Here is a 13,098-nt window from a genome sequence, read left to right as displayed (position 1 = left end):
GTCCGGCGGGCGGGCGTTCCGGTGTCCGGATCCGCCCGGGTCCGGGGCCGCCGGGGCGGCCCCGGCGGCTCACGCCTCGGGGGCGTCGGCCGGGCGCAACGAGGCGAAGCCACCGGCCGATGCCGCGTATGCGGCGAGGATACCGGCCACGGCCGGAGAATTGTGGATCATCCCGTCGAGCACGCGCCGGGCCGCCTCCTCCAGGGGGATCCACTCCACCGGCATGTCGCTCTCCTCGTGCCGGCGCACGAAGTCGATCTCCACCGTGGAGACGTCCCGGGCCAGGAAGACGCGGATGCGCTCGCTGGTCATCCCGGGCGAGCTCATCAGGTCGACCAGGGTGTGCCACTCGCGCGCCTGCAGGCCCGCCTCCTCGGCCAGCTCGCGGGCGGCGGTGTCGAGCAGCGGCTCGCCGTCCACGTCGCGCAGCCCGGCGGGCAGCTCCCAGAGCTGGTGCCGTACGGCGTGGCGGTACTGGCGCAGCAGCAGCACCCGCCCCGCCTCGTCCAGGGCCACCACGGCGACCGAGCCGATGTGCGTGGTGTAGTCGCGGTCGGCGACCTCGTCGCCGGGCATCACCACGCTGTCGGTGCGCACGCCGAAGACGCGGCCCTGGAAGTGCTCCTTGGTGGCGACGACCGGCCATTCCTCGGGATAGTCCTGGATGACGGTCACTTCTGGGCCGCCAGCGCGGCGGCGACCAGGCCCTTGAACAGCGGGTGCGCGCGGGTCGGGCGCGACTTGAACTCGGGGTGGGCCTGGGTGCCGATGAAGAACGGGTGCTGGTCGGCGGGCAGCTCGGTGTACTCCACCAGGCGGCCGTCGGGCGACAGGCCGGAGAAGACCAGGCCGACCTTCTCGAGCTGCTCGCGGTAGGCGTTGTTCACCTCGTAGCGGTGGCGGTGGCGCTCGTCGGCCTTGGCCTTGCCGTACAGCTGGCGGGCCAGGGTGCCCTCGCCGAGCTTGGCGGTGTAGCTGCCGAGGCGCATGGTGCCGCCCATGTCGCGCTCGCCGGCGACGACGTCCTCCTGGTCGGCCATGGTGGAGATGACCGGGTGCTTGGTGTCGGCGTCGAACTCGGCGCTGTTGGCGTCCTCGACGCCGGCCAGGTTGCGGGCGGCCTCGATGACCATGCCCTGCATGCCGAGGCAGATGCCGAGCAGCGGGACCTTGTTCTCGCGGGCGTGCCGGATGGCGCCGATCTTGCCCTCGATGCCGCGCACGCCGAAGCCGCCGGGGATGAGCACGCCGTCCACGCCGTCGAGCTCGCGGCGGGCGCCCTCCTCGGTCTCGCAGTCGTCGGACTTGACCCAGCGGATGTTGACCCGCGCGTCGTTGGCGAAGCCGCCCGCGCGCAGCGCCTCGGTGACGCTCAGGTAGGCGTCGGGCAGGTCGATGTACTTGCCGACCAGGGCGATGGTGACCTCCTTGGCCGGGCGGTGCACGCGGCGCAGGAGCTGCTCCCACTCCTTCCAGTCCACGTCGCGGAAGGGCAGGCCGAGGCGGCGCACGACGTAGGCGTCGAGGCCCTCGGAGTGGAGCACCTTGGGGATGTCGTAGATGCTGGCCGCGTCCACGGCGCTGACCACGGCGTCCTCGTCCACGTCGCACATGAGGGAGATCTTGCGCTTCAGCGAGACGGTGATCGGCCGGTCGGAGCGGCAGACGATCGCGTCGGGCTGGATGCCGATGCTGCGCAGGGCGGCCACGCTGTGCTGGGTCGGCTTGGTCTTCAGCTCGCCCGAGGGCCCGATGTAGGGCAGGAGCGAGACGTGCAGGAAGAAGACGTTGTCGCGGCCGACCTCGTGCCGGATCTGCCGCACGGCCTCCAGGAAGGGCAGCGACTCGATGTCGCCGACGGTGCCGCCCACCTCGGTGATGACCACGTCCACGTCGGGGCCCGCCATGCCGCGGATGCGGTCCTTGATCTCGTTGGTGATGTGCGGGATGACCTGGACGGTGTCGCCGAGGTACTCCCCGCGCCGCTCCTTGGCGATGACGTTGGAGTAGACCTGGCCGGTGGTGACGTTGGCGCTGCCGTGCAGGTCGGTGTCGAGGAAGCGCTCGTAGTGGCCGACGTCGAGGTCGGTCTCGGCGCCGTCGTCGGTGACGAAGACCTCGCCGTGCTGGAACGGGTTCATCGTGCCGGGGTCGACGTTGAGGTAGGGGTCGAGTTTCTGCATGGTGACCCGGAGTCCGCGTGCCTTCAACAGCCTGCCCAGGCTGGAGGCCGTGAGTCCCTTGCCGAGGCTGGAGGCGACACCGCCGGTGACGAACAGATGCTTGGTTTGCGATGCGCTGCGCAAAGAGGCTCCCGTGGCTCGAGGTGTGGTCGAAGTGTCCACGGGCTCTCAGGATATCAAACAACGCCCTCCACATGCGTGAACGGCCCTCCCCGGGCGCGTCACGGCCCGTGCCGGCCGGGGATGCGGCGGGCTTTCCGGCCCTTCACGCCACTTTTCCAGCCGGTACGGCAGGCCGCCTCCGGGCCCCCGGCGCGGCGACGACCCCGGATGACCTGCGGCTCGCCGGAAACCGGGCGGCACCGGCGGCGGGACGGGCCGAACCGGAGGGTAACTTGGGGGCTTATGGCAGTAGTGGGCGCGTTGATCCACCGCGCATACGCGTGGATCCGCCGGGCGGGGGCGATCTCCCCGGCCAACCCCGCCGGATACCGCTTCCGGCGGCTGGGCGAGGGCGTGAGCATCGCCTTCCCGCCCGGCGCGATCTTCGGCGAGCGGTGGATCGAGATCGGCGACCACACCCTGATCGGCGAGCGGGTGTCGATCTCGTGCGGCATGATGCCCGGCGCCGAGCTCGGGCCGGACACGATCGTGCGGATCGGCGCGTCGTGCTCGATCGGGCGGGGCAGCCACATCGTCGGGCACCAGTCGATCGACATCGGCGACCACGTGTTCACCGGGCCGTACGTGTACATCACCGACCAGAACCACGTCTACGACGACCCCGACATCCCGATCGGGCGGCAGTGGCCGCGCAACAACCCGGTCTCCATCGGCAGCGGCTCGTGGCTCGGGACCGGGGCCATCGTGCTGCCGGGCTCGCGGATCGGGCGGCAGTGCGTGGTGGCCGGGGGCGCGGTGGTGCGGGGCGAGTTCCCGGACCACAGCGTGATCGCGGGCGTCCCGGCCCGGGTGGTCCGCAGCTACGACCCGGCGGAGGGCTGGCACACGCCGGTCTCGGCGACCGTACCGTCCTTGAGCGCCCTGGAGCGGCCCGCCTGACCGGACGGATCACCGGTCCCGGGTCAAACGCTGGGCCACGGCAGGGCCAAACCTCGGCCAGTGACCGCCAGAGCCGCCCCCAAGAGGGAAATTTCTGGACATGGTGGATCTGGACCTGCTCCTGCGCCTCCTGGTCGCGGGAGCGCTGGGCGGGGTCATCGGCATCGAACGCCAGTGGCGCGCCCGCATGGCCGGCATCCGCACCAACCTCCTGGTGGCCGTCGGGTCCGCCCTGTTCGTGCTGCTCAGCGCCTACGGCTTCACCAGTGGCGGCGACACCGCCGACCCGACGCGGGTGGCCGCGCAGATCGTCTCGGGCATCGGCTTCCTCGGCGCGGGCGTGATCCTGCGCGAGGGCTTCACCATCCGCGGCCTCAACACCGCCGCCACGCTGTGGTGCGCCGCCGCGGTCGGCTCGCTGGCCGGGGCCGGCATGTTCGTGCTGGCCGCGGCGGGCACGGTGCTCATCGTCGGGGCCAACACGCTGATGCGCCCCCTGGGCCGTTTCCTCGACCGCCGCCGGGCCCGGCACCGCACCCGCTACCGCTTCGAGGTGATCTGCCCCAAACAGGACGAGGCGCACGTGCGCAGCCTGATCGTCTCCGCGCTCACCCGTCCCGAGCTGCGGCTGCGCAGCCTGCACAGCTACGACGCGGACGTGCGCGACCAGGTCGAGGTGCACGCCATGGTGGACAGCCTGCGCCGCGACGAGAACCTCTTCGAGAAGGCCACCAGCCGCCTCAGCCTGGAGCCGTCGGTCACCTCGGTCTCCTGGACCCTCGAAGGCGACGACGACGATGACGACGACTCCTGAACGGGCTAACGTCAGCGCATGCGGACAGCTTTGACCGAGCGCTTGGGCATAGAGTTTCCGATCTTCGCTTTCAGCCACTGCCGCGACGTCGTCGCCGCGGTCACCAACGCCGGCGGCTTCGGCGTCCTCGGGGCGGTCGCCTACTCACCCGAGCAGCTCGACGCCGAGCTGTCCTGGATCGACGCCCAGGTGGGCGGCCGGCCGTACGGGGTGGACGTGCTGGTGCCGGGCAAGCTGGACGCCCGCGGCACGCGGGTGGCCGACCTCGTCCCCGCCGAGCACCGGGCCTTCCTCGACGACCTGCTGCGCCGCTACGGCGTGCCGGCCCCGCCCGGCGCCACCGGCGAGGCGGCCGACGAGTTCGCCGGCCGGGTGACCGCCTCAGGGGCGACCGGGCTGGTCGAGGTGGCGCTGAAGCACCCGATCGGGCTGATCGCCAGCGCCCTCGGCCCGCCGCCCGCGCACATGGTCGAGCTAGCCCGCGAGGCCGGGGTGCCGGTGGCCGCCCTGGTGGGCACGGTCGAGCACGCGCTGCGGCAGGTCGCGGCGGGCGCCGATCTCATCGTCGCGCAGGGCACCGAGGCCGGCGGGCACACCGGCGAGGTCTCCACCATGGTGCTGGTCCCGCAGGTCGTGGACGCGGTGGGGCTGGTTCCCGTGCTGGCCGCCGGCGGGATCGCCGACGGGCGGCAGGTCGCCGCCGCGCTCGCGCTGGGCGCGCAGGGGGTGTGGTGCGGGTCGGTCTGGCTGACCACGGAGGAGGCCGAGACCCCGCCTGTGGTCAAGCGCAAGCTGCTGGCCGCCTCCTCGCTCGACACCGTCCGCTCGCGTTCGCGCACCGGCAAGCCCGCGCGCCAGCTCCGCTCGGCCTGGACCGAGGAGTGGGACCGCTCCCCCGCCAGCCCGGGACCGCTCGGCATGCCCCTGCAGCTCCTGCTCGCCGAAGGGGCCATGCGCGCGGTCAACCCGGCCGCCGAGCGCGGCGAACCGGGCGCGGTGGACCTGGCCGGCTACTACGTCGGCCAGGTCGTCGGCCAGCTCGACCGGGTCAGGCCGGCCCGCGACGTCGTCTACGACCTGGTCCGGGGCTACGGCGAGGCCGTGGACCGGCTGACCGGCCTCGCCGAACCGGACGCCGCGGGCTGACGGGGCCTTATCCGCGGATGCGCGAGCCGCTGGGGTCGAACAGCGGCTCGTCGGTGACCAGGCCGTCCACGCGGGTGCCGAAGACGTCCACGCCCACCTTGGTGCCCGGACCGACCGGCAGGTAGGCGTAGGCGATGGACCTGCCCACGGTGTAGCCGTACCCGCCCGAGGTCACGCGCCCGGCCAGCTCGCCGTCCACGCTGACCGGCTCGTTGCCGAGCGCGACCTGGCGCCGGTCGTCCAGCACGATGCAGCGCAGCCGCCGCTCCGGCTCGGGGTCGAGCGCGTCGCGGCCGAGGAACTCCTTGTCCGGCCGGACGCAGAAGCCGAGCCCCGCCTGGTACGGCGTGGTCTCTGGACCGATGTCGGCGCCCCAGACGCGGTAGCCCTTCTCCAGGCGCAGGCTGTCGATCGCCTTGTAGCCCCCCGCCACCAGCTCGTACGGCAGGCCGGCCCGCCACAACGTCTCCCACAGGCCCGCGCCGTACTCGGTGGAGCAGTAGAGCTCCCACCCCAGCTCCCCCACGAAGGTGACCCGCAGCGCCAGCACCGGCACGTCCCCCACGGTGAGCTCGCGCGAGGTCATGAACGGGAAGTCGAGCGGGTCGTCGGTGAGCGTGCGCAGGATCTCCCGCGCGTTCGGCCCCCATAGAGCGAAGCAGGCGTACTGCCCGGTCACGTCGGCCACCCGCACGTCCGCCCCGCGCTCGCGCGCCTGCCTGCGCAGCCAGGCGAGGTCGTGCGAGCCGAAGGCGGTGCCGGTGACGACCATGAACTCCGACTCCCCGCGCCGGGTGACGGTGAAGTCGCACTCGATGCCGCCGCGCGAGTTGAGCGCCTGGGTGTAGGTGATCGCGCCGACGGCACGGGCCACGCGGTTGTCGCAGACCCACTCCAACAGTTCGGCGGCGTCGGGCCCGGTGACCTCCAGCTTGGCGAAGGAGCTCTCGTCGAACAGCCCGGCGCTCGCCCGGGTGCCGAGGTGCTCGGCGCCGGTCGAGGGCGACCAGTGCCGGCCGGCCCAGCCGTGCGGGCGCAACGACTCGTCGCCGGGCAGGTCGTAGTGGTTGACGCGCTCCCAGCCGGACTTCTCGCCGAAGCTCGCGCCGTGGGCGGCATGCCAGCCGTACGCCGGGGAGGTCCGCAGCGGGCGGCCGGCGCTGCGCTCGTGGCCGGGGTAGCGGATGTCGTAGTAGGTCTCGTAGTTCTCCACGACGCGCTTGCGGGTGTAGCCGGGCGAGCGGTAGGAGCGGCCGAAGCGGCGGATGTCCATGTGCCACAGGTCCCAGGTGGGCTCGCCGGAGACGATCCACTCGGCCATGACCAGGCCGATGCCGCCCGCGCCCGCGATGCCGTGCGCGCAGAAGCCGGCGGCGACGTAGAAGCCGGCCACCTCGCTCTCGCCGAGGATGAACTCGTTGTCCGGGGTGAAGGCCTCGGGGCCGTTGACGAAGCTGCGGATGCCCGCCTCGCCCATGGCCGGGACGCGGATCTCGGCGTTCTCGGAGATCTCGGTGAAGCGGTCGTGGTCCTCGGGCAGGAGCTTGCCGTTGAAGTCGGCGGGCACCGGGTCGACCCAGGGGCTGGAGCGGCGCTCGTAGCCGCCCATGACCAGGCCCTGTACCTCCTGGCGGTAGTAGACGAGCAGGTCGGGGTCGCGCAGCGTGGGCAGGCGGGTGTGCTCGTGGAAGGCCTCGGTGATCACGTACTGGTGCGACATCGGGATGATCGGGATGCGCACCCCGGCCATCCGGCCGATCTCCGGGGCGAACATGCCGCCGCAGTTCACCACGATCTCGCACTCGATCTCGCCCTGGTCGGTGCGGACCGAGCGCACCCGGCCCTCGCGGACCTCGATGCCGAGCACGCGGGTGCGGGTGCGGACCCGCACCCCGGCCTCGCGGGCCTTGGCGGCCAGCGCGTAGCAGAGCTGGGCCGGGTCGATCTGCCCGTCGGTCGGCAGGTAGCAGGCGCCGACCACGCCTTCGGGGTCCATCAGCGGGAACAGCTCGGCCGCCTCGCGCGGCGAGATCTCGGTGAGCGGCAGGCCGAAGGTGCGGGCCCAGTCGAGCTGCCGCCGGATCTCCTGCATGCGCTCGGGGGTGCAGGCGAGCTTGACGCCGCCGCACTCCACCCAGCCGGGCAGCGTGCGGTAGAGCTCGACCGAGTACTGGTTCATCCTGGTCAGGGTGGGGTCGGCGCGCAGTTGCCCGACCAGCCCCGCGGAGTGGAAGGTGGAGCCGCTGGTCAGCTCGTCGCGCTCCAGGAGCACCACGTCCCGCTCGCCCAGCTCGGCCAGGTGGTAGGCGACGGAGGCGCCGCCGACGCCGCCTCCGATGATCACGATCCGCGCCCGGTCAGTCATATCCGCACCCTAAAGATCGGGTGCGGATATGTCATTCGTCACAGCCGACGGTCATCACGTTCTGCTCTCGAAACCGGCCGGAGCGCCGCGCTGACCGCCGGCCGCCACAGGATGTCAGTGTGAGAGCCTGAAAGCCGGGGGGTTGCCCATGTTCGCCACGCTCACCGGGCTCGGTCTGTCGACCGCGGCCGGGTTGAACGCCTACATTCCGCTGCTGGTGGTCGGGATCCTGGCCAACTTCACCGACCGGGTGAAGCTGCCGGACGGCTATGCCTGGCTGTCCAACTGGGGCGTGCTCGCGGTGCTGGCCGTCCTGCTCCTGCTGGAGATGACGGTCGACAAGATCCCCGCGGTCGACAGCGTCAACGACCTGATCCAGACCGCGGTGCGCCCGGCGTCGGGCGGCGTGGTCTTCAGCGCCACCGCCGCGGCCGCCGAGATCGACGCCTCGACCTGGATGACGGAGAACCCGTGGGCCGGCTGGCTCATCGGCATCGTCGTCGCGCTCGCCGTGCACGCGCTCAAATCGGCCGCCCGCCCGGTGGTCAACGCCGGTACGGCAGGCGTGGGCGCGCCGGTCGTCTCCACCGCCGAGGACGCAGGCTCCCTGGGCCTGAGCCTGCTGGCGGTGCTGGCTCCGCTGCTCGTGCTGGTGGCGCTGATCCTGCTGGCCTTCCTGGCCTGGCGGGTACTGCGGCGCATCCGGCTCCGCCGGTCGGCTGACCGGCGATCACCCTAGCGGCTGACGTCCCGCCCGAGGTCGCGCTCCTACCGTTGTGCCCCATGAAGCGGATCATCGGGGTGGGCGGGGTCGCCCTGCTCGGGCTGGCCGTCGTGACGGCTCCGGCCCAGGCCGACCAGGGGGCGGTCACCGTCGTGGCCAAGAAGCTGGACAACCCGCGCGGCCTGGCCTTCGGGCCGGACGGCGCGCTGTACATCGCCGAGTCCGGCAGCGGCGGCAAGCTCAAGTGCACCACCGTCCCCGGGGTCGACGGCGGCAAGGCGGAGAAGATCTGCCTCGGCCTGACCGGCCGGATCAGCAAGCTGGCGGGCGGCAAGAAGAGCGTCGTGACCGACGGCCTGCCCTCGGCCGGCTCGCAGGGCTCGGGCACCGGCCCGCACGACGTCGCCGTCGCGGCCGACGGCAGCCTGCTGGTCGCGGTCGGCATGGGCGGCGACGGCAAGCTGCGCAAGGGCCTCGGCCCGCAGGGCAAGCGCCTGGCCACCCTGCTGCGGATCAAGGACGGCAAGGTGTCGGTCCTGGCCGACCTGCTCAAGCACGAGATCGCCCACAACCCTGACAAGAAGGACAAGGGCAGCGTGGTCGACTCCTACCCGTACGCGGTGGTCCCCACCGCCGACGGCGGAGCCCTCGTCACCGACGTCGGCGCCAACGACGTGCTGGAGGTCTCACCGACCGGCAAGGTCACCACCCGCGCGGTGTTCCACGCCCGCATGGTGCCCGCCCCCGCCAACCTCAAGATGCCCAAGGGCAGCAAGGTGCCGATGCAGTCGGTGCCCATGGGCATCGCCGCCGGGCCCGACGGCGCCTACTACGTCGCCGAGCACAACGGCTTCCCCAACCCCGACGGCATGGCCCGCGTGTTCAAGCTCGCCGGTACGGCCAAGCCGGTCACCGCGGTCAAGGGCTTCACCACCGTCGCCGACGTCGCCTTCGACGCGCAGGGGCGGCTGATCGTCCTCGGCTCGGTCGGGCCGATCCCGGCCGACCACATGACCAAGAGCTCCCTCTACCGGATCGAGGCCGACGGCACCCGGACCGAGCTGCTCAAGCCGGGCACGCTCACCATGCCGCTCGGGCTGGCGGTCGGGCCGGACGGGGCGCTCTACGTGACCAACAAGACCTTCGTGCCCGGCAAGGGCGAGGTCGTGCGGGTGACCGTACCCGAGTAGGAGCGGGTGACCGTACCCGAGGCGAAACGGGAGACGTGCCCGAGGCAAAACGGGAGACGGACCCGCGGTGAAGCGGGCGACGGACCCGCGGTGAAGACGTGTGCGAGGCGCATGGAGGCCCCCGCCCCCGCTCTCGCACACCCCGGCCCGGCAGTGGCGGTGCACACTGCCGGGCCAACTCATGCCCGGGCGCTTCCTCGGAGTGCCTGATCCGGTGGGCGCGGCACTTGTGCGGCGGGCGACTATGCTCGAAGCACGGGTTCCCGATGGGAGGTGTCCACGATCAGCGAGATCTTGGTCGTGCTGCTGGTGATCGTCGCTTTCGTGCTGCTGGTCGCGGGCGTCGGCCTCTATTTCATGGTCAAGCTGGGCCGCAAGGCCGCCGTCAAGGCGCGCGAGACGGCCACCCGGCTGACCACCCACTACAACGCGATGGGCACCGGCGAGGCCGCCGAGGTCGAGCGGCTCCGCATCGACCTGCGCCGCGAGGTCGGCCTCACCCGCCAGGCGGTCGAGACCGCCCAGGCGCAGGGCTGGGGCCTCGGCGAGCTGCCGCACCTGCTGGCCGAGCTGACCAAGCAGGCCGACATCCAGGACACCCAGCTCGGCATGTACGCCCAGCAGCGGCGCGTCTCCCCCTACGTCGACCACGTCACGCTGGAGCGGCTGCGCGAGCACCAGGCCAAGCTGACCGCGACCTGCGCCCGCATCCGCGCCGACCTGTTCGGCGCCCAGGTGCACCACGCCTCCGAAGGCGTCGAGGAGCTCAGGGCCCGGGCCGACCTGGAGATCGAGTCACGCCGCCGCGCGCCCGACCCGCTCGACGAGATCGACGAGCTCTACCAGCGCGCCATGCAGGAGCGTCACGACCCGCCGGCCCAGTCCCGGTAGACCAGCTCGGCGTACTCCCGCTCGCCGCCGCCCCGGCGCAGCACCGCCCGCGCGGCCTGCGCCTGCTCGGTGGTCGGCAGGTGGCCGTCGAGCAGCACCGGCAGCAGCAGCCGCCGGGCGATCAGCTCATGCTCCGACACCCAGTGCGGGCGGCGGACCACCGCCACGTTGACGCGGATCGCGTGCTCGTTGCCCGGCGCGACGCCCGGCCGGTCGATCTCGATCGCCGAGAACCGGAACCCGTTGGCCACATCGCACGCGCCGCACCCGACCGGGCCCCGGCTCAACCGCCCACCGCACTCGGGGCACCTCAGCCGGTCGTAGGCGGCATCCACCACCCGCCACGGATGCCGGTCCGGCTCATGCACCACCATCTCAGCCAGCTCCCGCTCGGCCGCCTCCTGTCTACCTGCCTGCCGCTCGGCCGGATTCCTCCCGGCCGGCGCCCCTGTGGCCAGGCCGCTGCCGCTCCCGAGGCCGAACTCGGCCGCGAACGGGGTCCAGCCCTCCTCCACCAGCGCATCCACCAGGGCAGCGCAACGCGCACACCCCGGCGCACCGGCCGGCTCGAATCCCCCGCACTCCGCACACCTCCGCACCCGCCCGACGATATTCGGTTGCACAACCGAATATCAGCCCCCCATACTCGTGCTCACTGTCCGCCGCCGACGGCACGAAGGGAGGAGATGACCGTGATGACGCCTGTCCGCGTGCCTTTCACGCTCCAGATCCCTCCCACCGGGCGGCCGCTGACCTGACGCCTTCGCGCCGGTGGGGTACCACTTCTTCGCAGGAGACACCCACCCGTGCCGAAGCACAGCAAGACCCGCATCCGTGGCCTCGACGCCGACGACCTCGAGTGGCTGGCCGCCAACCCCGAGCCCGACCCCGACCTGCCGCCCTCCGGTGACCGCTGGTCCACCTGGGACCAGAGCACGCCGACCGAGCGCGGCCCCAAGCCGCACCCCGTCTGGCTCGTGACCGAGTTGGCCGCCGTCGACACCGAGCTCGGCATCCTCAAGACCGGCAAGGAAGCCGACGTCCACCTGCTGTCGCGGGCCGTGCCCGACACCGACCGGGCCTGTCTCCTGGCCGCCAAGCGGTACCGCGACTCCGAGCACCGGCTCTTCCACCGCGACGCGGGCTACCTGGAGGGGCGCGCGGTCAAGGAGAGCCGGATGAACCGCGCCATGGCCAAGCGCACCTCCTTCGGCATGCGCCTGATCGCCTCTCAGTGGGCGCAGGCCGAGTTCTCCGCGCTGTGCCGGCTGTGGGAGCTCGGGCTGCCGGTGCCGTACCCGGTGCAGATCGTGGGCACCGAGATCCTGCAGGAGTTCATCGGCACCTCTGACGGCTTCGCCGCCCCACGGTTGGCGAACGTCTCCGAGGGGCTGGAGTCGTTGTGGGAGCAACTGGTCGAGGCGATGGTACGGCTGGCGCACGAGGGCCTGGCGCACGGCGACCTGTCGGCGTACAACCTGCTCGTGCGGGACGGCCGGCTGATCATCATCGACCTGCCGCAGATCGTGGACGTCATCTCGCACCCCACCGGGCCGGACTTCCTCGACCGGGACGCGCGCAACGTGGCCACGTGGTTCGCCTCCAAGGGCGTCACCGCCGCCGACCCCGACACCCTCGCCACCCTGCTACGCCGCGAGGCCCGCCTCACCTGACCCCCACCTCGCCACCCACCTGAGGTCACCTGCACGGCGCGGCCGAGTAGCTCGGGTGGCCCGGGTGGCCGGCTGGCCCGGAGTGCCGGGAGCCCCGAGTGGCCGGGTGGCCGGGGCGGCCCGGGTGGCCCAGAGTGCCGGGAGGTGCGGGTGGCCCAGGTGGCCCGGGCTGCCCGGGTGGCCCAGAGTGTCGGGAGGTGCGGGTGGCCCGGGCGGCCGGGCGGCCCGAGTGGTCGGCTGGGGCCGGGGCGGCCGAGTGGCCGGGGCAGCCCCTTGGCGTGCTCCCCAAAAAGTCTCGGCTCCCCACCGATGACTTTCCGGGAGCCCGCGAGTCGTCTCTTCCTGAACACACCGAAACCGCACCCGAAGACCTCAGGGAGTCACCATGGCCGCCCCGCAGCTCAACAGCCTGCTCCTGTCCAGCACCGACCCGCAGCGCCTGCGCCAGTGGTACGTCGCCGCCCTGCAGCCCGACGAGAACGCCGACGTGGAGAACTACGGGGTGCTCCGGTTCGGCAGCGTCTACCTGATGATCGACACCCGGACCGACATCTCCGACAAGAGCCCCGAACCTGGACGGATCATCCTCAACTTCGACGTGGACGACGCCCGCGCCGTGGTCGAGCGGATGAACAGCCTCGGGGTCACCTGGCTCGCCGAACTCGACGACCGCGACGGCAGCCTCTTCGCCACCGCCATCGACCCGGACGGCAACTACGTCCAGCTCATCCAGATCAGCGAAGCCCACCGCAACGCCATGGGCGGCTGACCCACCCACCCGGCCCAACCCAGCTCCGGCCCCGCACTGGCCGCGCACCGGCCGGCCCACCCACCTCGCCGGCCAACCTGGGTGGCTCGGCCACCGCCGCCCTGAGTGGCGGGTTCGCCGGTGATCTGGGTGACCCGAGGGCGGCGGGATCGGTCGCTCCGCCACAAGGAGTCGCCCGTCCGAAGACCAGCCGCTCGGTAGCTAGCCGCAGGGGAGCTGGCCACTCGAGGACCAGCCGCTCGGGACCGGTGCTTCGTCGGGCTGGGCAAGGCCGGGGGCGG

The 13,098-nt window shown here is 72.3% G+C and carries 12 protein-coding genes; 8 read left to right on the top strand and 4 right to left on the bottom strand.

Features of this window, described 5'->3' with window-relative positions:
- Positions 1 to 69: 69 nt before the first annotated feature.
- Complete coding sequence (locus AB0I67_RS18565; protein ID WP_357924662.1) at positions 70 to 675, bottom strand: NUDIX hydrolase; 606 nt, start codon at positions 673 to 675, stop codon at positions 70 to 72.
- Positions 672 to 2,306, bottom strand: a complete 1,635-nt coding sequence (locus AB0I67_RS18560; protein WP_357924660.1) for a CTP synthase — start codon at positions 2,304 to 2,306, stop codon at positions 672 to 674. The genes AB0I67_RS18565 and AB0I67_RS18560 overlap by 4 nt, the downstream gene beginning before the upstream one ends.
- A gap of 282 nt (positions 2,307 to 2,588) precedes the next feature.
- Here AB0I67_RS18560 and AB0I67_RS18555 point away from each other — a divergent pair, with 282 nt between their 5' ends.
- From AB0I67_RS18555 to AB0I67_RS18545, 3 genes are all read left to right on the top strand, one after another.
- Entirely contained in the window at positions 2,589 to 3,245 is a 657-nt protein-coding gene (locus AB0I67_RS18555) for a DapH/DapD/GlmU-related protein (protein ID WP_357924657.1), read from the top strand.
- A gap of 100 nt (positions 3,246 to 3,345) precedes the next feature.
- The gene (locus AB0I67_RS18550; protein ID WP_357924655.1) at positions 3,346 to 4,059 is read left to right on the top strand and encodes an MgtC/SapB family protein; all 714 of its coding nucleotides are present in this window, start codon (positions 3,346 to 3,348) and stop codon (positions 4,057 to 4,059) included.
- 18 nt (positions 4,060 to 4,077) lie between these two features.
- Positions 4,078 to 5,205 carry a nitronate monooxygenase family protein gene (locus AB0I67_RS18545; protein WP_357924653.1) on the top strand — a complete coding sequence of 376 codons (1,128 nt, stop codon included), beginning with the start codon at positions 4,078 to 4,080 and terminating at the stop codon, positions 5,203 to 5,205.
- A 7-nt stretch (positions 5,206 to 5,212) separates the two neighbouring features.
- Here the strand turns inward: AB0I67_RS18545 and AB0I67_RS18540 are convergent, their stop codons facing one another.
- Complete coding sequence (locus AB0I67_RS18540) at positions 5,213 to 7,570, bottom strand: FAD-dependent oxidoreductase (protein ID WP_357924651.1); 2,358 nt, start codon at positions 7,568 to 7,570, stop codon at positions 5,213 to 5,215.
- Positions 7,571 to 7,718: 148 nt separating this feature from the next.
- Here AB0I67_RS18540 and AB0I67_RS18535 point away from each other — a divergent pair, with 148 nt between their 5' ends.
- From AB0I67_RS18535 to AB0I67_RS18525, 3 genes are all read left to right on the top strand, one after another.
- A complete protein-coding gene (locus tag AB0I67_RS18535; protein WP_357924648.1) occupies positions 7,719 to 8,309 on the top strand; it encodes a DUF4126 domain-containing protein in 591 nt (196 codons plus the stop codon).
- A 44-nt stretch (positions 8,310 to 8,353) separates the two neighbouring features.
- The gene (locus tag AB0I67_RS18530; RefSeq protein ID WP_357924646.1) at positions 8,354 to 9,484 is read left to right on the top strand and encodes a ScyD/ScyE family protein; all 1,131 of its coding nucleotides are present in this window, start codon (positions 8,354 to 8,356) and stop codon (positions 9,482 to 9,484) included.
- 273 nt (positions 9,485 to 9,757) lie between these two features.
- Entirely contained in the window at positions 9,758 to 10,375 is a 618-nt protein-coding gene (locus AB0I67_RS18525; RefSeq protein ID WP_357924643.1) for a hypothetical protein, read from the top strand.
- Here the strand turns inward: AB0I67_RS18525 and AB0I67_RS18520 are convergent.
- A complete protein-coding gene (locus tag AB0I67_RS18520; protein WP_357924640.1) occupies positions 10,348 to 10,902 on the bottom strand; it encodes a hypothetical protein in 555 nt (184 codons plus the stop codon). The genes AB0I67_RS18525 and AB0I67_RS18520 overlap by 28 nt on opposite strands.
- 279 nt (positions 10,903 to 11,181) lie before the next feature.
- Between AB0I67_RS18520 and AB0I67_RS18515 the strand changes: the two genes are divergently transcribed.
- A complete protein-coding gene (locus tag AB0I67_RS18515) occupies positions 11,182 to 12,048 on the top strand; it encodes an RIO1 family regulatory kinase/ATPase (RefSeq protein WP_357924638.1) in 867 nt (288 codons plus the stop codon).
- A gap of 385 nt (positions 12,049 to 12,433) precedes the next feature.
- The gene (locus AB0I67_RS18510; protein WP_357924635.1) at positions 12,434 to 12,817 is read left to right on the top strand and encodes a VOC family protein; all 384 of its coding nucleotides are present in this window, start codon (positions 12,434 to 12,436) and stop codon (positions 12,815 to 12,817) included.
- Positions 12,818 to 13,098: the final 281 nt, after the last annotated feature.

Origin of the sequence: Nonomuraea sp. NPDC050310, assembly GCF_040655795.1 — a bacterium.
In the GTDB taxonomy this organism is placed as follows: Bacteria; Actinomycetota; Actinomycetes; order Streptosporangiales; family Streptosporangiaceae; genus Nonomuraea.
This window is presented reverse-complemented; position numbering and strand designations above follow the sequence as displayed.